General features: G+C 34.4%; 19 protein-coding genes. 17 read left to right on the forward strand and 2 right to left on the reverse strand.

Annotated features, from left to right (window positions below; all coding sequences use genetic code 11):
• The first annotated feature begins 4 nt into the window (after positions 1–4).
• The 13 genes from TTHE_RS00625 (at position 5) to hypE (ending at position 12,311) form a co-directional block, all read left to right on the forward strand.
• On the forward strand, positions 5–1,489 hold the full coding sequence (locus tag TTHE_RS00625) for an AAA family ATPase (protein ID WP_013296684.1): 1,485 nt from the start codon (positions 5–7) through the stop codon (positions 1,487–1,489).
• Between the two features lie 205 nt (positions 1,490–1,694).
• Positions 1,695–3,578, forward strand: a complete 1,884-nt coding sequence (locus TTHE_RS00630) for an NADH-quinone oxidoreductase subunit 5 family protein (protein ID WP_013296685.1) — start codon at positions 1,695–1,697, stop codon at positions 3,576–3,578.
• Positions 3,575–4,438: a respiratory chain complex I subunit 1 family protein gene (locus TTHE_RS00635; RefSeq protein ID WP_013296686.1), complete on the forward strand. Its 864-nt coding sequence runs from the start codon at positions 3,575–3,577 to the stop codon at positions 4,436–4,438. Before TTHE_RS00630 ends, TTHE_RS00635 begins: the two co-directional genes overlap by 4 nt.
• Positions 4,439–4,444: 6 nt before the next feature.
• Positions 4,445–4,918: an NADH-quinone oxidoreductase subunit B family protein gene (locus TTHE_RS00640; RefSeq protein ID WP_013296687.1), complete on the forward strand. Its 474-nt coding sequence runs from the start codon at positions 4,445–4,447 to the stop codon at positions 4,916–4,918.
• A gap of 11 nt (positions 4,919–4,929) precedes the next feature.
• Positions 4,930–5,307, forward strand: a complete 378-nt coding sequence (locus TTHE_RS00645; protein WP_013296688.1) for an NADH-quinone oxidoreductase subunit C — start codon at positions 4,930–4,932, stop codon at positions 5,305–5,307.
• Positions 5,300–6,382 (forward strand): hydrogenase large subunit, encoded by a 1,083-nt coding sequence (locus TTHE_RS00650; protein ID WP_013296689.1) that lies wholly within the window; start codon positions 5,300–5,302, stop codon positions 6,380–6,382. Before TTHE_RS00645 ends, TTHE_RS00650 begins: the two co-directional genes overlap by 8 nt.
• A gap of 27 nt (positions 6,383–6,409) precedes the next feature.
• On the forward strand, positions 6,410–6,766 hold the full coding sequence (locus TTHE_RS00655; protein WP_013296690.1) for a 4Fe-4S binding protein: 357 nt from the start codon (positions 6,410–6,412) through the stop codon (positions 6,764–6,766).
• Positions 6,767–7,108 carry a hydrogenase maturation nickel metallochaperone HypA gene (hypA, locus tag TTHE_RS00660; protein WP_013296691.1) on the forward strand — a complete coding sequence of 114 codons (342 nt, stop codon included), beginning with the start codon at positions 6,767–6,769 and terminating at the stop codon, positions 7,106–7,108. It abuts the gene before it with no gap.
• A 14-nt stretch (positions 7,109–7,122) separates the two neighbouring features.
• Positions 7,123–7,776, forward strand: coding sequence for a hydrogenase nickel incorporation protein HypB (hypB, locus tag TTHE_RS00665; RefSeq protein ID WP_013296692.1), 654 nt, complete (start codon positions 7,123–7,125; stop codon positions 7,774–7,776).
• On the forward strand, positions 7,734–9,980 hold the full coding sequence (gene hypF / locus TTHE_RS00670) for a carbamoyltransferase HypF (RefSeq protein ID WP_013296693.1): 2,247 nt from the start codon (positions 7,734–7,736) through the stop codon (positions 9,978–9,980). The genes hypB and hypF overlap by 43 nt, the downstream gene beginning before the upstream one ends.
• Before the next feature lie 2 nt (positions 9,981–9,982).
• On the forward strand, positions 9,983–10,216 hold the full coding sequence (locus TTHE_RS00675; protein WP_013296694.1) for a HypC/HybG/HupF family hydrogenase formation chaperone: 234 nt from the start codon (positions 9,983–9,985) through the stop codon (positions 10,214–10,216).
• A gap of 34 nt (positions 10,217–10,250) precedes the next feature.
• On the forward strand, positions 10,251–11,303 hold the full coding sequence (hypD, locus tag TTHE_RS00680) for a hydrogenase formation protein HypD (RefSeq protein WP_013296695.1): 1,053 nt from the start codon (positions 10,251–10,253) through the stop codon (positions 11,301–11,303).
• Between the two features lie 18 nt (positions 11,304–11,321).
• Positions 11,322–12,311 carry a hydrogenase expression/formation protein HypE gene (gene hypE / locus TTHE_RS00685; protein ID WP_013296696.1) on the forward strand — a complete coding sequence of 330 codons (990 nt, stop codon included), beginning with the start codon at positions 11,322–11,324 and terminating at the stop codon, positions 12,309–12,311.
• 28 nt (positions 12,312–12,339) lie between these two features.
• Here hypE and TTHE_RS00690 read toward each other — a convergent pair whose 3' ends face one another.
• Positions 12,340–12,750 carry a cell wall hydrolase gene (locus TTHE_RS00690; protein ID WP_013296697.1) on the reverse strand — a complete coding sequence of 137 codons (411 nt, stop codon included), beginning with the start codon at positions 12,748–12,750 and terminating at the stop codon, positions 12,340–12,342.
• Between the two features lie 125 nt (positions 12,751–12,875).
• Between TTHE_RS00690 and TTHE_RS00695 the strand changes: the two genes are divergently transcribed.
• A complete protein-coding gene (locus TTHE_RS00695) occupies positions 12,876–13,361 on the forward strand; it encodes a GNAT family N-acetyltransferase (protein ID WP_013296698.1) in 486 nt (161 codons plus the stop codon).
• Between the two features lie 46 nt (positions 13,362–13,407).
• Positions 13,408–14,952 (forward strand): DEAD/DEAH box helicase, encoded by a 1,545-nt coding sequence (locus tag TTHE_RS00700; protein WP_013296699.1) that lies wholly within the window; start codon positions 13,408–13,410, stop codon positions 14,950–14,952.
• A 39-nt stretch (positions 14,953–14,991) separates the two neighbouring features.
• On the opposite strand, the gene TTHE_RS00705 is transcribed toward TTHE_RS00700, so the two are convergent.
• Positions 14,992–16,110 carry an NAD(P)H-dependent flavin oxidoreductase gene (locus TTHE_RS00705; RefSeq protein WP_269207943.1) on the reverse strand — a complete coding sequence of 373 codons (1,119 nt, stop codon included), beginning with the start codon at positions 16,108–16,110 and terminating at the stop codon, positions 14,992–14,994.
• Positions 16,111–16,663: 553 nt separating this feature from the next.
• On the opposite strand from TTHE_RS00705, the gene TTHE_RS00710 reads away from it, so the two are divergent.
• Together TTHE_RS00710 and TTHE_RS00715 are read left to right on the forward strand one after the other, a co-directional pair.
• On the forward strand, positions 16,664–20,893 hold the full coding sequence (locus TTHE_RS00710) for a glycosyl hydrolase (protein WP_196793639.1): 4,230 nt from the start codon (positions 16,664–16,666) through the stop codon (positions 20,891–20,893).
• Between the two features lie 612 nt (positions 20,894–21,505).
• Positions 21,506–22,813 carry an ABC transporter substrate-binding protein gene (locus tag TTHE_RS00715; protein WP_013296702.1) on the forward strand — a complete coding sequence of 436 codons (1,308 nt, stop codon included), beginning with the start codon at positions 21,506–21,508 and terminating at the stop codon, positions 22,811–22,813.
• The last annotated feature ends 126 nt before the right edge of the window (positions 22,814–22,939 follow it).

The raw sequence follows: 22,939 nt of genomic DNA on the forward strand, positions 1-22,939 counted from the left end.
CCAAATGGTTAAAGAAATACTTATAGGTATTTCAATTGCTTTAGTCATTTTTGCCGCTATTTTGGGCGTTGATATTACGCCGATTGTTATAATAGGAATGATGATTTTTGCTTTAAGTTTTATACTGGAAAACAAAGGATTTTTAAGTACTTCCGGAAAAGTCGTAAATCCTGATACAAGTGTATCGTTTGATGATATAGGTGGACAGAGTACAGCCATATCAGAATTGAAAGAAGCACTGGATTTTGTGATTAATAGGGATAAAATCAAAAAGATGGGCATAAGGCCACTTAAAGGCATACTTTTAAGCGGACCTCCTGGAACAGGCAAGACTTTGCTTGCCAAAGCGGCTGCTAAGTACACTGACTCTAGCTATGTAGCTACATCTGGAAGTGAATTCATTGAGATGTATGCAGGTGTTGGTGCACAGAGGGTCAGAAAACTTTTTGAATCTGCAAAAGCATTGGCAAAAAAAGAACAAAAAGACAGTGCTATAATATTTATCGATGAAATAGATATTCTTGGGGCGAAAAGGGGTACAAATGAGAGCCATCATGAGTACGACCAGACGTTGAATCAGCTTCTTGTTGAAATGGATGGAATAAAAAGTGATAATGATATAAATATTCTTGTTGTTGCAGCCACAAACAGGCCTGATATGTTAGATCCGGCTTTACTTCGTCCAGGGAGATTTGACAGGCAGGTAACTGTAGACCTGCCAGATAAAAGCGGCAGACTTCAGATATTGAAGATTCATACTAGAAACAAACCATTAGATGAAAATGTCAATCTGGAGGCAATTGCAGAAGATACATTTGGCTTTTCGGGTGCCCATCTTGAAAGTCTTTGCAACGAAGCTGCAATTTTGGCTATGAGGGATGGTTCAGAAAAAATAATGCAGAAACATCTGCAGGAAGCAGTCGACAAAGTTATACTTGGTGAGAAAACTGATAAAAAACCTACTGAAGAAGAGATATTGAGAGTATCAATACATGAAGCAGGACATGCCATAGTTGGTGAGATTGTCAATCCTTATTCTGTTGCAACTGTTACAATAGTGCCTAGAGGGAAAGCCCTAGGCTTTGTAAGACAGACTGAAAAAGATGATACATTAATATATACAAAGGAACAACTAGAACATGAAATAATGGTAACACTTGGAGGAACTACTGCAGAGCTTCTAATCTTAAATAGCAGAAGCACTGGTTCGGCAAATGATTTTGAGCAAGCGGTAGATATCGCAAAGAAGATAGTATTTACGGGACTTTCAAATCTCGGCATTATCAGCAAAGACGATATATCAGGTGATAAAGTAAATGAAGAAGTAAATAGGATAATAAAAGAACAAGAAAAGAAAGTTGAAGATTTATTAAAAGATAAGATAGATGAGTTAAATGAAATATCAAGCATATTGGTTAAAGAAGAAACGATATCTGGCGAATATTTAAGAGGAATATTAAATGGCAAAAATATTGAAAAAGCGTGCTAAATGGTGGCAGGGAATTGTTATTCTCTGCCGTTTTATTTTGCTTCAAATTACAAAAAACATTGAAATATTGTTAAATAATAAACAAAATTAATTAATATTAAATACAATTGACTTATTGTTCATTTGGATTTATAATCAAGGTGGGTATCTGATTTTGTATACAATATATAATATGCATTAAATGGAATTGTAAAGGAGTGAAAGCATGTCAAGTGATCTAATTTTAATAAGCATAGTAATTCCTATTGTAATGAGCTTGATAACCATTACAACTGGCAAGTCACTGGCTAGAAAGACAATTGTTTCAGCTACATTGTTGATTATTTTATTAAGTGCATTGGCAATGTTAAAAGTTGTAAATGTGCCAACGGTAATAAACACTTCATTTTATGGAATCATTGATAAACTAATAAAAGTTGGCGATTATATACTGCTGCTTTATACATTGTATATATCCTTCAAAGTAAGAGAACCTAAAATCGCAATTTTTGCAATACTGCAGATATTGCCGCTTGCATTTTTTGAACTATTTATGCTAAAAGAACAAGAAGTAAATACATTTTACATTGACAATTTATCAATAATTATGAATTTGGTAGTTTCAGTAGTAGGACCTATAATTGCTGTATATGCATTTGGCTACATGTATCATCATGAAGAAGAAAAGAAACTGACTAAATCAAGACAATCTAGGTTTTTTGCCATTATTCTTTTATTTATCGGAGCTATGAATGGCATAATTTTTTCAAATAATTTGATGTGGATATATTTCTTCTGGGAAATAACATCATTATCATCATTTCTGCTTATTTCTCATGACAAGACAGATGAAGCGATTAGAAATGCGTCTAGAGCATTGTGGATAAATATGCTAGGCGGTTTTTCTCTGTTAGTAGGTATTATAATCCTTTATAAGTATACAGGAATAATAACACTGGATGCTTTATTAAAGACAAATAGCTCTTACATCCTCTTGGTTCCGGTATTCTTTATGGTTCTGGCCGCATTCACTAAATCAGCTCAAATGCCATTCCAAAGCTGGCTTTTGGGAGCCATGGTGGCGCCAACTCCAGTATCTGCTCTTCTACATTCCAGTACCATGGTAAAAGCGGCCATATACCTTATATTAAGGCTTGCACCTACATTTAGAGGAACTACTTTAAGCAGTTTCATAGCGTTATATGGGGCGTTTACATTTATTGCAACTTCAATTTTGGCATTAAGCCAAAGCAATGCAAAAAAGATACTTGCGTACTCCACAATCGCAAATTTGGGCTTGATGATATCAAGTATTGGAATCAACACGTCCAGTGCTATAACTGCGGCAATCTTGCTGTTAATATTCCATGCTGTATCTAAAGCGCTGCTATTCCTTTGTGTTGGAACAATTGAGCAGAAAATTGGCAGCCGTGATATAGAAGATATGAAAGGGCTTATTACAAAAATGCCTGTTACGACGATTATCACTTTTATAGGCATTCTTTCATTAATGATTGCTCCATTTGGAATGCTTTTAAGCAAGTGGATGGCAATAGAAGCTGCATCAAAAAATTTGGTTGTTGCTTTGCTTTTAATAATTGGCAGTGCAGTAACTGTTATGTACTACACAAGATGGATTGGAAATATTTTATCTGAAGGTCGCAACAGCAAATTCTTTATAGAAAAACAACCGTCAACTATAAGATTTGCTTTGTATAGTTTAGTTACAATAGCGATTGTATTAAGTTTGGCTGTCACACAGCTTTTTAACACTATTGTTAAACCTGAGATAAACATGCTCAAAATGTCTGTTTCGGTAAAAGCTGCTTCAGGATATCTTGAAAGCAACCTGGGAGGATTTACTATATATCCAGTATTTTTTGCAATAGGTTTAGCAATTATCCTTGCAATATTGACAATAAAGAATTCCCGCGATATAGTGCAGACTACGCCATATGAGTCTGGACTAAATTACGATGATTCTAAAAACGGGTATGATATAAAAAATTATTACTTGCCAAGCATAATAAATGAGACTGTAATGACAAAATATATGAATTACATCTCATTGATACTGATACTGGCTATTTTTGGAGGGATATTGCTATGACATGGATGGAATATTTGGTTTTTGCAATAGCGGTGATTGTGACTCCTATAATAGGAGGACTTATAACAGGCTTAGACAGAAAAGTAACTGCATTAATTCAGGGGAGATATGGTCCTCCTATATTGCAACCTTTTTATGATGTTACAAAATTATTGTCTAAGGAAAAAATGATAGTAAATGACTTTCAGATATTTGCTGCATATATATATTTGCTGTCAGCTATTTTAAGCATTGGTTTTTTTGCTATTAAAGCTGATTTGCTTATGATAATTTTTATAATGTCAATAGGTCTTGTATTTTACATCGTAGGTGCTTTGGCAACAAGATCACCTTACAGTCAAGTAGGTGCTCAGAGGGAATTGATGCAGATGTTGGCCTATGAGCCACTTTTAATATTTGTGCTTATTGGTATGTATTATGTTTCAGGAAGTTTTAGTCTTAAGAGCATTATGTCACACGGAAGGTTGTTGCTGGATTTGCCACTTATATTCTTGGTATTGTGCCTTGTTCTGGATATAAAGATTAAAAAATCTCCATTTGATTTTTCAACATCTGAGCATGCACATCAAGAGCTTGTAAGAGGTATTTTGACGGATTATTCTGGACCTTATTTAGCACTTATTGAAATAGCTGATTGGTATGAACTTGTGCTATTACTTTCAATGATAGCAATTTTTTGGTCTCAAAATCTTATAATTGGAGCTTTGATTTCTCTTTTAATATTGTTTTTAGATATAATTGTAGATAATATATCTGCAAGGATGACACTGAAATGGATGCTGAGTTTTAGCTGGATTGTAGGTATTGTCTTTACAGTGGTGAATATTGGATATTTGTATTTTAGCAATGTATCGAGGTGATAAAATATGGGATTAAAGGAATTTGTAAAAAAGTCATTTTCTAAATCACCATGGGTTGTACATTATGACTGTGGAAGCTGCAACGGTTGTGATATAGAAGTGCTTGCCTGCATGACCCCGATCTACGATATGGAGAGATTTGGGATGGTAAATGTGGGTAATCCAAAGCATGCAGATATCTTAATTGTAACTGGCACAGTAAATGAAAAAAATAAAGACGTGCTTAAAAATGTTTACGATATGATGCCTGAACCGAAGGTAGTTGTTGCGGCAGGAATATGTGCCTGCAGCGGAGGAATATTTAGAGATTGCTACAATGTTTTGGGAGGTATTGACAAAGTAATTCCAGTAGATGTTTATATTCCGGGATGTCCGGCAAAACCTGAGGCAATGATAGACGGGCTTTACAAAGCTGCGCAGATTTTGAAGGATAAATATTCTCGTAGAGAAGTAATAGTTTCGGCAAAAAGCTTAGGTTAGGAGTGAATTTTATGATTGTTAATAGCAGAGAAGTGACTGTTGATAACCTTAAAAAAGAAGTGAAAAAATACCATGATGATGGGTACAGATTTGTCACAGAAACTTGTTTGAATTTCGAGGGACAATTCAAAATAATATATACCTTTGCTAAAGGGTATGATTTGGATAATATCCATATTGTAACAGATGGTAAAAATGTGCCCAGTGTATCCGATGTTTATTCATGTGCACTGTTGGTAGAAAATGAGATAAAAGAACTTTTTGGCGTAGAATTCGATGGACTTGTTGTTGATTTTGGCGGCAAGTTGATGCTGGGAGAGAGCTCACCAATAAGTCCGCAGGCTGATATAGAGATAATAAGAAGAGAAAAGGGTGGTAAAAATGAGTGAAAAAGGAACTATACCGTTTGGACCGCAGCACCCCGTTTTGCCAGAACCAATCCATTTAAAACTGGTTGTAGAGGATGAAAAGGTTGTTGAAGCATACCCGGCTTTTGGTTTTGTCCACAGGGGATTAGAAACATTAGCGCAAAAAAAAGACTTCAATCAGATGGTATATGTTGTTGAGAGAGTTTGCGGAATATGTAGCTGTATGCATGGACAGGATTATTGCCAGGCAATAGAGGAATTGATGGGGATAGAAGTTCCTATAAGAGCAGAATATCTGAGGACAATTTGGGCAGAACTTCACAGGATACACAGCCATCTTTTGTGGCTTGGTCTTTTTGCGGATGCGTTTGGTTTTGAAAATCTCTTTATGCAGACGTGGAAGATTCGCGAGAAGATAATGGACATACTAGAAGCCACATCCGGAAATAGAGTAATTATTTCAGTAAATATAGTAGGAGGTGTAAGAAAAGATATAAGCAATGATCAGGCTAAATGGATACTAAGGGAATTAGACGATGTTGAAAAGCAGCTTAAAGACATCAATGATGTTGTCATGAATAACTACACGGTAAAAGAGAGGACAGTAGGCATAGGTGTTTTGACGAAAGAAGAAGCGTATGAGCTTGGCGCTACTGGGCCTATGGCTAAAGGAAGCGGTGTGGATCTTGATTTGAGAACAACAGGCTATGCAGCTTATAAATACCTTGATTTTGAGCCAATCGTAGAAAAGAGCGGTGACAGCTATGCGAGAAATCTTGTCAGAATGAAAGAAATATTCCAATCTATCGACCTTATAAGACAGGCCTTGAGTAAAATGCCTGAAGGAGATATTAATGTTCCTGTAAAAGGCAATCCGCCGGCAGGGGAAGTTATATCTAGGCTTGAGCAGTCCAGGGGTGAAGTTGTCTATTATATAAAATCAAACGGTACTAAATTTTTGGACAGACTTCGCATAAGAACTCCTACCTTTGCTAATATACCGGCTCTTTTGAAAATACTTCCTGGATCTCAATTGCAAGATGTGCCCGTATTGATATTGACAATTGATCCATGTATAAGCTGTACTGAGAGATAATTTTAATTATGAAAGGGGTGATTTTATATGCTGGACATGCTTAAAAGCGTTTTTTCTAATTTGTCAAGAAAGCCAGTAACTCGCATGTACCCATTTGTAGAGAGGAAGCCTTTCGATATAAACAGAGGGCATTTGGAAAACAATATTGATGAGTGTATTTTTTGCGGCATGTGCCAGAGAGTGTGCCCATCAAACTGCATAAAGGTTGACAGAAAAACTAGTGTTTGGGAGTATAATCCGTTTGAGTGTGTTCTGTGCGGCGTATGTGTAGAGAAGTGTCCTAAAAAGTGTTTAAAGCTTGATGTGCATTACAGAAGCTGTACAGATAAAAAGTACAACATTCATCTGGAAAAACACGATGATTCTGAGAAAGCCGGTGCGTAGATGCATGAACTTTCTATAACTGAAAGTATTGTAAATATGGTTTCAGATGAAGTTAAAAAACGAAATATCAATAAAGTTACAAAAATAAACATCGTGCTTGGTGAATTAACAGGATTTGAAGAAGACAGTATAAAATTTTACTTTGATGTTTTAAGTGAAGGCACGCCTTTATATGGTGCAATATTGAACTTTAAAAGGGTAAAAGCAGAATTTAAATGCCGCAACTGCGGCATGATTTATAATAGGGAAAATTTTACATTTAAGTGTCCCTATTGCGGTAGCAGCGGTGTGTTGATTGAGAAAGGCAAAGAGTTGTACATTGATAGTATAGATGTAGAATAAGGAGTGTAATATAAATGGAAATTAAGATTATAAAGAATGTTCTTGAAGCAAACAACAATATTGCTGAAGAGAACAAAAATATAAAAGATGAAAGAAAGATTTTGATGGTTAACATCATTGGTTCACCAGGTACAGGTAAGACGAGTTTCATATTAAAACTTATAGAAAATATGGACATACCATGTGGTGTTATAGAAGGCGATGTTGCGTCTGACATTGATGCCCGTAAAATGGCAGAAAGGAATATACCTGTTGTACAGATAAATACAGGTGGAGAATGTCATCTAAATGCCAATTCTGTAAATAAAGCACTTTCAAGTATTGATTTTCACGATGGCATATTATTCATAGAAAATATTGGAAATTTGATTTGCCCATCAGAATTTGAGCTGGGAGAAGACTTTAAGCTGGCAATGGCAAATGTTGCAGAAGGTGATGATAAACCGTATAAATATCCTCTTTTGTTTTCAAAGGCTAAGGCGGTTGTCCTTAATAAGATAGATCTTTTGCCTTATTTTGATTTTAATAAACAATATTTTTATGATGGTGTTAAGACGCTGAATGATAAGGCAGAGATTTTTGAAGTGTCATCAAGGACAGGAGAAGGCTTCGAGGTGCTAGCAAAATGGCTGAAAGAGATTTACAATCAATATATGCAAAGCAAATAAATATTAAGGGCATAGTTCAAGGCGTTGGATTTCGACCTTTTGTATACAATTTAGCACAGAAGTACAATCTTCACGGCATTGTATTTAATACATCATCTGGATTGTACATTAAAATAGAAGGCAATGATAAGAATATAAATTCATTTATTTATGAATTGAAGGCGAATCCTCCAAAGCTTTCTAAAATTGATGAAGTCTTAATAGAAAGTTGCGATGTAGAAGGATACAGAGATTTCAGCATAAAATTAAGTCAGAAGGATGATGGATTTGTACCGATTTCTCCTGATATGGGTGTGTGCGATGACTGTGTAAATGAAATGATGGATGAAAATAATAGGAGGTATAGATATCCATTTATAAACTGTACAAACTGCGGTCCACGATTTTCTATTATTGAAGACATACCATATGATAGGCCCAAAACATCTATGAAAAAATTTCCTATGTGCGATTTATGCAAAGGCGAATATACAAATCCCCTTGACAGGAGATTTCATGCGCAACCCGTAGCGTGTTTTGACTGTGGACCATCGCTTAATTATGTTGGACCAAATGCAAATGATGATCCAATTAAGGCAGTTGCAGAAGATCTTAGAGATGGTAAAATTGTTGCAATAAAGGGGATAGGTGGATATCACCTTGCTGTTAATGCGTTATCCCGCGATGCTGTATTTAGGCTGCGGGAAAGGAAAAATAGGTATGGAAAGCCATTGGCACTTATGATGAAAGATATAGATTGTGTGAAAAAGTTCTGCTATTTAAGCGATGATGAAATGGAGCTATTAAATAGTCAAAGAAGGCCTATTGTCCTTTTAAAAAAGAAACACAAATTTGAAGGTATCAGTGACGGACTTGACAGCGTCGGTGTAATGCTTCCATATACGCCTATACATTATCTTCTGTTTGAATTTATCGATTTTCCAATTGTAATGACAAGCGGAAATATCAGTGAAGAACCGCTTTGCAAGGACAATGAAGAGGCTTTAAAGAGACTTAAGGGTATTGCTGACAGCTTTCTTTTAAATAATAGGGATATAGTAAACAGAATAGATGATACGGTCACATCATACAAGGCTAAAAGGGAAAGAGTTATAAGGCGGGCAAGAGGTTATGCTCCACAGCCTATATTATTTAAGGACAATCTTAAGTCGATACTTGCTGTTGGCGGCTATTATAAAAATACGTTTTGCCTAACTAAAGGCAACTATGCATTTTTAAGCCACCACATAGGTGATCTGGACAACAGTAAAACATATATGTATTATATGAATGAAATTAAAAAGTATATCAAGCTCTTTAAGGCAGAACCAAAATATGTAGCATGTGATATGCATCCAGGGTATTTGTCAACACAGTTTGCAAAATCTCTAGATTTACCAGTAATATATACACAACATCACCATGCGCACATTGTCAGCTGCATGGCGGAATACGGAATTTCTGATAAGGTTATTGGTTTTGCATATGATGGCACTGGGTATGGACCAGATGGCAATGTATGGGGAGCTGAATTTTTGATTGCTGATTTAAAAGATTTTGTGAGAGCTGGACATTTAAAATATAACTTTTTACCAGGTGGAGAACTTGCAATAAAGAAAATTTACAGGACTTCCATAGGATTTATAAAGGATGACATGTCCTTCTATGGTGACTATTTAAAAAGGTTCGATCCTAAAGAAATTGAAATTATAAATATGCAGATGGATAGGAAAATGAATGCGCCATTGGTTTCCAGCATTGGAAGGTTTTTTGATGCCGTTACTTCACTTATTGGACTTGAAGATGTTGTAAAATATGAAGGACAGGCAGCTATGGAGCTTGAAAGTATTATAGAAAGTGATTTATCACATTATGATTATTCAATATCAAATGTAGATGGCTACATTGTTGACACATCAAATATTTTAAGACAAGTTTACTCTGATTATTTAAAAGGCATAAGCAAAGGAATAATATCGGCAAGATTTCATAATACAATAGTAGAGTTTACTGTAGATATAGCATTGAGGCTGAGAGAAAATTACAAAATAAACAAAGTAGTATTAAGCGGTGGCAGCTTTCAGAATAAATATCTACTGGAGAATATTACAGATAAATTATTGAAAGAAGGATTTTCCGTATATTCAAATAGTATGGTACCTTGCAACGATGGAGGTATAGCCCTAGGACAAGCAGTTATAGCAAATTATAAATTGGAGGTGTGATTATGTGTATTGCTGTAGCTCAAAAGGTTGTAAAAATTGATGGTGATGTGGCTGAAACGGAGTTAAATGGATTAAAGAGGAGAGTTTCCATATCTATGGTTCCAGGTGTGAAAATTGGTGATTATGTGATGGTTCATGCTGGTGTTGCTATAAGTATAGTTGATAAGGAAACGGCTGAAGAAGATTTAAAGCTCTGGAAGGAGATGGAGGAAGCTTTAAGAGAAAGTTTAGAATAGATAAACTAATTAAGAAGAAGGGAACGGTAATTCTATGCAGGATATTATAAAATCAGCTAGAAAACTTATAGACAAGTATAACAGTGGTGAACCAATAAAAATAATGGAAGTTTGTGGTTCTCACACAATGGCAATATCAAGGTATGGTTTAAGACAGATTTTGCCTGAGAATATTAAACTTATATCAGGGCCTGGTTGTCCTGTTTGTGTGACAGCACAAAATGAGATTGATGCGGTTATATCATTAGCCGGGCAGGGAATTACAATTGCCACATTTGGTGATCTTATAAGGGTACCTGGCAACAATTCATCCCTTCAGGAAGAACGGGCAAAAGGTAAAGATGTGAAAGTTTTCTATTCGCCACTTGATGCATTAGAATATGCTGAGGCAAATCCTAGTAAAGAGGTAGTTTTTATTGGAATAGGTTTTGAAACTACTATACCGTCTGTTGCATTGACCATAAAAGAAGCATATACAAAAAAAATCAAAAATTACAGTGTGTATTGTCTGCATAAGACGATGCCAAAGGCTTTGGAAGCACTTGTAATAAATGGATCAGACATTCAGGGTTTTCTACTTCCCGGCCATGTGAGTGCTATAACCGGAAGTACTATATATAATTTCTTGGTTGATAAGTATAAAATTGGTGGTGTTGTATCAGGATTTGAAGCACAAGATATTTTGATAAGCATAATAATGATTCTTAAGAATATGGAAAATCCTAAAATAGAAATTCAATACAAAAGAGTTGTACGAGAAGAAGGAAATACAGATGCAAAAAAATTGATTGAAGAAGTTTTTGAAGACAGCGATGCTACATGGAGAGGCCTAGGTATGATAGAAGGCTCAGGGCTAAAAATACGAGATTTGTACAGCGAATATGATGCAGAAAAGAAATTTCATATTCAGAAGCCTAGTGAGCAAATAGAGATAAATGGTTGCAGATGTGGGGATGTCTTAATGGGAATTATATCGCCGCACCAATGTCCACTGTTTGGCAAAGCTTGTACACCTGTAAATCCTATAGGACCATGTATGGTTTCATCAGAAGGTTCTTGTGCAGCATATTATAAATACGGTGAGTAAACAGAGGAGGAACAGTATATGGATAAAGTATTGATGTCACACGGCGGCGGCGGTTCGATGATGCAAAGCTTCATAAGCGAAATATTCATAGAAAAATTTAATAACGAATATTTAAGTCAAATGGAAGATGCTGCATTGCTGCCGGGTAAGACTGTTTTCACAACAGACAGCTTTGTAGTAAAGCCACTTTTTTTCCCGGGTGGTGATATAGGAAGATTATCAGTATGTGGAACAGTAAATGATATTTCTATGAGGGGTGCTAAGCCGCTTTTTTTAAGTGCATCATTTATCATAGAAGAAGGATTCCCAGTTGATGATATAAAGAGAATAGTGAATTCAATGGAAGATACTGCCAATGAAGCAGGGGTACAAATTGTGACAGGGGATACAAAGGTTGTGGAGAAAAACAGTGCAGATGGAATCTTCATAAATACTGCAGGAATAGGCATTTTGCCTGATGGAGCTTCCGTATCTATTAAAAATGGAAAGCCTGGAGATGTAGTGATAGTTTCAGGTACAATTGGAGATCATGGCATGGCGGTAATGGGTGCAAGGGAAGGAATTGATTTTGATCCTCCTCTTCTTTCCGATGTATCGCCTTTAAATAAAATGGTGGAGAAGCTTATGGCTCTTAGAGATGCTGTGAAAATCTTAAGAGATCCTACAAGAGGCGGTGTCGCAGAAGTTCTGTACGAGATAGCTGGCATGAGCAATGTGGGAATTAAAATATATGAAGATAAACTACCTGTAAAAGAAAATGTAAAATCTGCTTGTAGTATGTTAGGCATCGATTATCTGCACCTTGCCAATGAAGGGAAACTCGTATGTGTAGTTGATAAAGATTTTGCTTATAAGGCATTGGAAATAATGAAAGATGATAAATACGGTAAAGATGCTGCTATTATAGGCGAAATCGATGATTCTGGTCTTGTGACGATAGAAACAATCTATGGCACAAATAGAATCGTGGATAGGCCAATTGGCGAACTTCTACCGAGAATATGCTGAAATAAAAGCAGAGCAATGCCCTGCTTTCTTATGCTATAAAATTATGTTTTCCTATAGTAGCGTTTACTTTTTTTGATTTAATCCAATCGTTTGTTGCTGTATGCCTATTGTAAAAGTACAGCGATCCGTCTGTCGGGTCTTCTCCTTCCAATGCTTTTAAAGCTGAAATCATACATTCTTCGTCTATATTTTCTATATTGAATATGCGGTTATTTGTTACGCTTTCAAATTGTCCAGGCTCAAATATGACTTCAGATATGGTATTAGGGAAATTTGGATTTTGTACTCGATTTACGACGACGGCTCCTACGGCGACTTTGCCAATCATTGGTTCCCCTTCACCTTCTGCTTGGATTAATTTTGCTAAAAGCAAAACATCATCGTAATCAGCCTTTATTATAAACGAATGTTTCTTTATATCAATCAATTTTTTCTTCATCTAAATTCATCTCCAAGAAATTTTTAAAAATTATTTTGATTATATATATGCAATTTCAGCATTATATGTTAAAGTATTTATATCGGATTCTTTTAAAGCCAATTTGATTGAAAGGAACGGTCTTTATGATCATTCGAAAAGCTAATATAGATGATATTGAAAGGATAAATGGCATATACAATCAAGCAGTGTTAAATACGACAGCAACAATTGATACTGAACCAAGGCCATTAGAGTATCATAAAAAGTGGTTTGAGGCCCACAATGACAGATATGCTGTTTTTGTGGCAATAGAAGACGACATTGTTGTAGGCTGGGCGTCATTATCCATTTGGTCTGAAAAATGCGGCTATAGAGCTGTGGCGGAAGACTCGATTTACGTTGATGAGTCGTACAAGGGACGTGGCATTGGGGATAAATTAATCAAGAAGATTATAGAACACGCAAAGGAAAATGAATTTCACACTATAATAGCCAGAATATCTGAAGGCAACGATGTAAGCATTCACTTGCACGAAAAGTACGGCTTCAAAATTGTTGGTACATTAAAGGAATTAGGTTACAAGTTTAATAGATACTTGGATATTCACATATTGCAGTTAATTTTGTAAAAAATAATACCAGGTGAATAAAAAATATTAAGGAGACAAAAGATTAATGGATTTTAAGGAACTAAATTTAAATGAAAAAATTTTAAAAGCTATCGATGATATGGGATTTGAAGAGCCATCTAAAATACAGTCGGAAGTAATACCTGTGTTGTTGCAGGGCTCAGATGTAATAGGACAGGCAGAGACAGGAACCGGCAAGACGCTGGCGTACGGTGCACCTATCATAAACAATATTGGTTCAAATGAGGGGAAAGTGTTTTGCCTTGTTTTGACTCCTACAAGAGAGTTGGCAATACAAGTAAATGATGAATTGGCCCGCATTGGAAAGTATTCTAAAGTGAGATTGCTTCCTGTCTATGGTGGCGTGCAAATAGATAGGCAGATTAAAGCAATAAAAAGAGGCGTAGATATAATAATTGGCACTCCCGGCAGAGTTCTGGACCTTATTAAGAGGGATATATTGAGATTGAACGATGTGAAGTACCTTGTTTTAGATGAAGCAGATGAAATGCTGGATATGGGGTTTATAGACGATATTAAAGAAATCATAAACCATACAAATAAAGAAAGACAGACAATGATGTTTTCTGCCACGATGCCGGATGAAATAAAGAATCTTGCAAAGAAATACATGAAAAGCGATGCAAAATTTATTTCTATCGTAAAAAAGACTATGACCGTTTCAACAGTCCAGCATTTTTATTACGAGGTGAAAAACCAAGAAAGGTTTGAATCTCTTTGCAGAATATTAGATGTTGAAGAGCCGTCAAGCACGATAATTTTCTGCAAGACAAAAAAGGAAGTTGATGAGCTTACAGAAAATATGCAGTCGAGAGGATACAATGTTGAAGGTATGCACGGCGATATGAGCCAAAATCAAAGGATAAATACTTTAAGGAAATTTAAAGAAGGCAACCTTGATTTCTTGGTTGCTACAGATGTAGCAGCAAGAGGTATTGATATTGAAAATTTGACGCACGTCATAAATTATAATCTGCCACAGGATGTGGAATCATATGTCCATAGGATTGGAAGGACAGGTAGGGCAAATAGAAGCGGCGTCGCTTATACATTAGTGACATCAAGGGAGTATCCAGCATTAAAGAGGATAGAAAGAGAGACAAAATGCAAAATAAGAAGAAAAGAATTGCCTACAATTGATGATATTTTTCAAGTTAAATACAATAAAATGATTAAAGATATAAAAAGGGTTTTAGAAAATGATGGCTACAAGAGATTTGTGCCGCTTGCAATGGAACTTGATGAAGAGTACAACCTTGTAGATGTTGCAGCAGCTTTAATGGATATGTACTATGGGAAAGAATTATATTATAACGACGATGAACCTAAATACGTAAGGCTGTTCATTAATTTAGGGCGGAAAGATAAACTAAATCGGAGGACACTTCTGAAATTATTAATGGACATAGGTGATATTTCTAAAGAAGACATTGGCACTATAGATATATTTGATAAATTTACTTTCATAGATGCCAGTAGAAATGCTGCAAAAAATATAATAAATAATTCTTTTGATAAAATTATCGATGGGAAAAGAATAAAAATAGAAATTTCAAAGCCTAAAAATTAATTTAAAAAGACTGCCAATATGGCAGTCCTTTTTAAATAGTTACACGCTTAAATAAAGCGCTTTATTATACTCATCCATGAGAGTACTAATTAAATCTTTAACGGATATTATCTTATCCGCTCTATAGGCGTTGGCTCCAGCAAATGCAAATCCATTTACCAAGAGTCCCCTTTGAGCATTTATAAGTGCTTGCGATATACAGTAAGAGCTTTTTTTATAGTCACACGTTTTAATACAATGATACAAACACTTATATGGTTTTCTTTCACCTGATTTTACATCATTAAGAAACTTATTAATGATTGCCCTGCCTGGCATACCGACAGGACTCTCTATTATAGTTATATCTTCTTTTTTGCAGTTGAGATATGATTTTTTAAACTCATCTGATGCATCACATTCATCAGTTGTGACAAAACGTGTGGCCATTTGTACACCAGCGGCACCCATTTTTAGATATTTGTATATGTCTTCACCTGTATATATTCCACCAGCGGCAATAACAGGTATTTGCTTTACTGAGATCTCCTCGTATTGTCTTGCTTCTCCCAATACGTCTTTTAGTATTTTATCAAGAGAATAGTCAGGGTTTGATATCTGCTCACTTGAATATCCTAAGTGACCACCAGCCATTGGACCTTCAACGACAACAGCATCCGGCAAATAATCGTATTTTTGTAGCCATCTTTTCGCTATAAGATTAAATGCCTTTCCAGATGAAACAATAGGTACTAACTTAGTTTTAGATGAGTTATTTAAAAACTTAGGAAGATTTAGAGGAAGCCCTGCTCCGGAAAAGATTATATCTATACCTTCATCTATGGATGTCTTAACCATATCGGCAAAATTTGAAAGTGCCACCATTATATTAACGCCAATTATACCTTTAGTTTTCTCTCTGGCTTTCTTAATTTCCTTTCTAAGTGCTCTTATATTTGCCTCAATGTAATTTGTAGCAAAGTCTTTTTCTAGCATGCCAATACCTGCTGTAGATATTACACCAATGCCACCTTCATTTGCCACGGCAGAAGCGAGATTGCTTAGAGATACTCCTACACCCATGCCACCTTGGATTATTGGTAATTTTGCTACTAAATTGCCGATTTTTAAACTTTTTATATTGATATCTATCGTAAATTCCTCCTTAAATAGTTCTATAAAGCTACTCTAACATTATTTTGATTAGGAGTCAAGGAAAAAATTTCTTTATAAAGACTGCTAATATTTTGTAGCAGGAATCACACAAAATATGTTTGGATTATTAATCGTTTTTAATAATATTTTACAACAAAAATAACCTTATTTAATCCGCAAATAACGGAAATTAAAACAATACATACATACATTACCCGTGAATTGATGTAAATAAATGAAAATCATATAATATTATTGACAATTATACATAAATATTCTATACTAAAATATAAGTTAAGAAATAGATTTAATATAATTTATTAAGTTAAAAATAACCGTAAGTAACTTTTTTGTATCTTTATAAATGTGAATTTACTAAAAATATTGATATATCAAATTCAATTTTAAAATTCCAAAACTCCGTTTAGATTATCTACTTGTTAATACACATAAATACAGCATAGGAAGGAGTGATAAATGAGGATTTTATTTTAAGTTTAAAACAGAGAAAGGAGGAAAGAAAAGCTTTTATTTATTGTTTTAATAAAAAACTATTTGTCGTTTGGAGGGATTAATGATGAGTATTATTCGCAAGTTTATCGCTGCAATTTTATCTGTTTTATTAATAGTTTCCGCTATTCCCTATAGTTTCTTCTCAACCTCATATGCTGCTACTTCGGAGTCTGTAGTATCAAATTCAAATAGTTTTGCGTTCAGTGACATAGGAGATAATTGGGCAAAGAATGATATAGAAAATTTAAAAAACTATGGAATAATAAATGGATATCCCGATGGGACATTTAAGCCTCAAAAAGAAATTACTCGTGCAGAGGTCGTATCAATTTTAAATCGTATTTTTGGTTTTTCAACTAAGTCACAACATCAATTTTCTGATGTTAAACCAGGTGCATGGTATGCAGACCAATTGCTTATAGCAAGATATGCCGGATACTACTCTGGATTTCCTGATAATATTTCAAAAGCTGATGCCAATATAACACGTGAAGATGCAATTACGCTATTGGCAGATGTTTTTAATATGAACGGCCAAGGAGATTTATCGAGTATTAATAAATTTAAAGATGCTTCACAAATTAGCGATTATGCAAAAGGCGCTGTAAATGCTCTTAGTGGAATAATATCAGGATATGAGGATGGTACATTTAAACCTAAGAAGACTATTACGCGTGCAGAGTTTTGTGCGCTACTTGACAGTTTAATAACTGGTTATTACAATACAACTGGCAATTATGAAGGTAAAACTTTTAATGGGAATGTTATAATCAACCATGACGGTGTAACACTGAAAAATACTGTAATAGAAGGGAATTTATATCTTGCATCAGGTATAGGAAATGGAGAAGCAACTATTGATAATGTAACTGTTGATGGAACAGTTTATATATCTGGCGGTGGAGAGAATTCAATCTATATTAATAATTGCAACATTAGTGAAATTGTTGTTAATCGTTTAGATGGAAAAGTGCATGTGGTTTTGAGCGGAGATAACAAGGTTGGAAATGTTGCAGTTAATAGTGAATCATTAATTGATTTAAATGACAAATCTGATATTGGTACTATTGAAATAAACACCTATATTGCAATTAACATTGGTAGAGAAGCAACTGTTTCTGAAATAAATGTTAATAGTGGAGCAAATGGAACTATTATAAATGGCTATGGCACAATAAAAAAAGCAAATATTGAGGCAGAAAATGTTTTTTTGAATGGGAAAATTCTAGAGAAGGGATTGTTGAATCTCGGTTCTGAAAATAATAATAGCCAAAATAATAGTAATAATGGTTCTACAATAAAAGAGATTAATTTAGTAGATCCCAATGCAACTACAGAGACAAAGGAACTTTTTGTTTATTTAAATGATATACGTGGCAAAGAAGTGTTATTTGGACATCAACATGATACTGATGAAGGCATTACAATAACTTCTGGTTCAAATGAATTGCAGTCAGATGTAAAGAACGATGTTGGCGATTTTCCAGCTGTTTTTGGATGGGATACTTTGAGCTTAGAAGGAAAAGAAAAACCAGGTGTTCCGAATGATCCTGTAAAAAGTCGTGAAAATTTAATAGCAGCTGTTAAAAAAATTCATGAGATGGGTGGAATTTTCACTCTAAGTGCTCATATGCCTAATTTTGTTACAGGTGGCAGTTTCAATGATGTTTCTGATGATGTTGTAGATAAAATACTCCCTGGTGGCGAATACAACAGCAAATTTAATGAATTTTTAGATAACATAGCTCTTTTTGCAAACAATCTAAAAGATGATAATGGAAATTTGATACCGATTTTGTTTAGGCCATTCCATGAGCAAAATGGTGGTTGGTTTTGGTGGGGAGCAAAGACTACGACGCCAAGCCAATATATTGAACTATATAGGTATACAGTTGAATATTTGAGAGATAAAAAAGGAGTTCATAACATATTGTATGTTTATTCTCCTAATGGTCCTTTTAACGGCAATGAAGAGAATTATTTAGTGACTTATCCTGGTGATATTTATGTAGATGTTCTTGGAATGGATCAGTACGATAACATAGATAATCCAGGAACGAAACAATTTTTAAGTAGTTTAGTTAATGACTTATCTATGATCTCAAAGTTGGCTGATAGCAAAGGAAAGATTGCGACTTTGTCGGAATTTGGTTATAGCCCGCAAGGGATGAAAGTGACAGGAAATGGTGATCTTAGCTGGTTTACTGACGTTTTAAATGCCATTAAATCTAACAGCAATGCAAGGCGTATTGCATATATGTTGACATGGGCTAATTTTGGATTGAATGGTAATTTATTTGTTCCATATAAAAACGCACCAAATTTGGGAGATCATGAATTGTTGCCCGATTTTATAAAATTTTATCAAGATCCTTATACTGCATTTCTTAATGATATAAAAGGGGCAAATTTAACTACAGATGTCGTTGTTAATCCGGGTAAGTCATTTATGCATATTGTTACGCCAACTGACAATTCAGAAATAACGACTAATACAACAAAGATTAGAGTGCGAATATTGAATGACACACCAACAAAAGTTGTATATAAAGTTAATGACTCAAATGAAGAAATACCAATGACATTAGATCAGGATGGATATTATTCTCAAGATTGGTCTCCTTCTTATCAAGACAATGGTAAAACAGCAAAGATTACAGTTATCGCATATAATGGGGATAGTATCGAATTTGAACAGTCTGTCAATGTTTTTGTAAAAGTTCCTGAGATATTGGTTAAAGATTATACTTTTGATACTGGTATAGATGGCATACAAAATAATGGTACTTATCCTGAATCTATGAGTTTGAATATAGGACATGCAGTATTAGCTGGTGATGGAAAACTCGAAATGACTGTTACTGGGATGACTTATGCAGATTCATGGCAAGAATTGAAATTGCAATTGACTAATATAGATGATGTATTGCCATATGTGAATCGTGTTAAATTTGATGTCTTGATTCCGGCAACAGCAGCAAGTGCTAATCCTGATGCAACTGTGCGTGGGATTGCAATGTTGCCAGACGATTGGGATACGAAATATGGAATGACTACTACGGAGAAGAAAATTACAGATTTGAGTACAGAAAGTATTGATGGCATACAATATGCTTATTTCCCAGTTACAATTGATTTAGACAGTTCAAAGGTATCATCGGCTAAAGGGCTTGCCATATCAGTAGTAGGAAATGGATTAAACTTTGATGGTACAGGAGAAATATATGTTGACAATATTCAACTGATAAATGCATTTGTAGAAACGCCTACTGATCCATCTTTGGTCGATGATTTTGAATCATATCAGGGAAATGATGCTGCATTGCAGTCGAAATGGATTAAGGCATCGGGAGATGATATTTCAGTTTCGCTTACTAACGATAATGCAGCAGATGGTATGTATGCTATGAAAGTCGATTATAAGTTGGGTAGCTCTGGATATGCAGGAGTTACAAAGACTTTAGGTGGTGTTGATTGGTCGGGATATAATAAATTGAAGTTTTATCTAGTGCCAGATGGAAGCAATCAGAAATTAGTAATTCAAATAAAAGTAAATGGAATTTATTACGAGGCATATCCGTCTCTTTCAGATAGTACACCGCGTTGGGAAGAAATTGGGTTTAACAGTTTTACGGTTGCACCATGGGATACACAGGATCAAGGTAAAGTCATAACAAAAGAAGATCTTAAAAATGTTCAAGAGCTTTCTATATACATTAATGATGCTGGAGGCTCAAAAAGTGGAACGCTTTACTTTGATGGCATACGAGCTATAAATGATGGTACCGGCGGAGTACCTAATGGTGGTTCTGGATCTAACAGTACTCCTGCTCAGCCTGGTGTGTTGTATGATTTTGAAAATGGGACAGATGGCTGGACTGTTGATCAAAATAATGCAAATGCGACAGCAACAAGTATAACAACTGATTTTGCAAGTAGTGGCACACATTCACTTACATCTAATTTTGATTTAAGCAAGACAGATGGTTTTGAAATTGATAAGGTACAGGCAATTGATTTGTCTGCAGTTAAAAAGATAAGTATCGATGTTAAATTATCAAATGGTACTGCGACTGCAACGCTTTATATAAAAACAGGATCTAGCTGGACATGGTATGATAGTGGTTGGCAGCCAATTAATAGTGGTGGATTTACAACTCTATCAATTGATCTAGATCCATCAAAGATAAATAACCTTGAAAATGTGCAGTCAATAGGCGTGAAGATTGTACCTGATAGTGGACAAACTGGAAACAGCAATGTTTATTTAGATAATGTTGTATTATCAAATTAAAAGCTTTTGAATTAAAAGGAGGGTTACGCGACTAATCCTCCTTTATTTACAATTATTCAAACATTACTTCTATAAAAATTACAATACAAGAGATATAAAATTAGATTATAAAATAAAATTTGTAACTATAAATTAAATCGGAATAACAGTTAAATAATTTTAATAGCTAATTGTATACGTTAAAAATTAAGAATACATGTAAATAAATGAAAATAAAAATTTTGTATTGACATTTTGCTATAGTTATTTTATACTTTAATTAAGGTTAAAAATTAAGTCTAAATTGTATTTAGTATTGTGATTATTAAATATGAAGTAACTTTACGTATTTCGAAAAATAATGATAATAGTGTAAAGTTATTATTAAATAAATAATTTAATTAAATAATATTGTTATTTATTAAGTTTATATTAGAATGTAACTTTGAGATATTGGAAAAACAAGTATATTTGATATTTTTTAGTTATGTATTATTTAAAAATTTGTATAAAAGGTATATAAGCCTTTTTATAAAATTTTGTTAAAAAGGGGGGATTGAGAAAATATTTTATGTAAACATTTGATTATGTTCAAATCCAATCTAAAAATAAAATTTGGTGGGAGGAACGGCTATGAAAGCAAAAAAAGTGTTGTCACTGCTACTGGCTACCGCTGTAATATCTACTTCACTAGCAGGATGTGGCAATTCAAGCAATAACAGCAATAGCAATAGCAATAAGACAAGCAGTTCAAGTAATGAGCTAAAAGGGACTATTACTGTATTGACACACAGGACTGATATGACAGATACATTTAACAAATATGCTGATGAGTTCGAAAAATTGCATCCTGGGACTACAATAAAGTTTGAGAATCTAAATGATTATCAAAATGCAATTTCTACAAGAATGTCTACAGGTAATTATGGCGATGTTTTGATGATACCTGCTAATATAACTAAGGATAAATATAAAGACTTTTTTGCGCCTCTTGGGACAAGAGATGAGCTGTCAAAAACTTATAATTATCTTGACAATTTTGATGTAGATGGTACAATTTATGGCATTCCTACAGGTGCGAATGCGACAGGTTTTGTATACAATGCAAAGGTTTTAAAAGATGCCGGTGTAACAAGCCTTCCAACAACACCTGATGAATACATCAACATGCTAAAGGCAATAAAGGAAAAGACAGATGCTATCCCATATTATACAAATTATACATCTGAATGGGCTTTGACAAACTTCTCAAATGCGTTGCAGATCGGTATATCTGGTGATCCGGATTATATGAATAAAATGATTTATAATCCAAATGAATTTACAAAAGGTACTGCAACGTATACTTCATTAGATCTTCTCTATGAAGCAGTAAAGAATAAATTAGTAGAACAAGATCCTATGACATCTGATTGGGAATGGTCTAAGCAAGCTATGGCTGATGGTAAGATTGCTGTTATGTGCTTAGGCAGTTGGGCAATTGGACAGATTCAAGCAAAATCAAAGACACCTGATGATATAAAGTTTATGCCTGTTCCAGTTCGCCATGATGGTAAAGCAATAGTTCAAGTAGGACCTGATTATGGTATGGGCGTAAATGTTCACAGCAAAAATATAGCATTGGCGAAAGAATTTTTGAAATTTTTCATAACAAAATATCCACAAGATTCTAACATGTTTTCACCTATTGTAGGTGCAAAACTGCCTGACTATTTAAATGGTGCGACAGATATTGAATTAGTCGAAGCAAAACCTGGTACAACAAAACAAGCACAAGATTTAGATACAGTTCAGAAAACTTCTTTGATTAATTTAAATGATGGCAAGTGGATAAAGAAAATCATAGAGATTGGATTAGGTGTAAGTAATGAGACATTTGATCAATATATGTCAGAACTAAATTCAAAATGGGCACAAGGTGTTAATGCTGTTAAAAAGTAATTAAAATTAAAGCAATTTAAAAGTTGGTTTAGATATTATGTTTCATGTATATTTAAAGGTACATGAAGCATAATCTAAACCAAATTATTATAATAAAATATAAATTAATTATGTAATATCGCAATA

This window comes from Thermoanaerobacterium thermosaccharolyticum DSM 571, from assembly GCF_000145615.1.
Classification (GTDB): Bacteria; Bacillota; Thermoanaerobacteria; order Thermoanaerobacterales; family Thermoanaerobacteraceae; genus Thermoanaerobacterium; species Thermoanaerobacterium thermosaccharolyticum.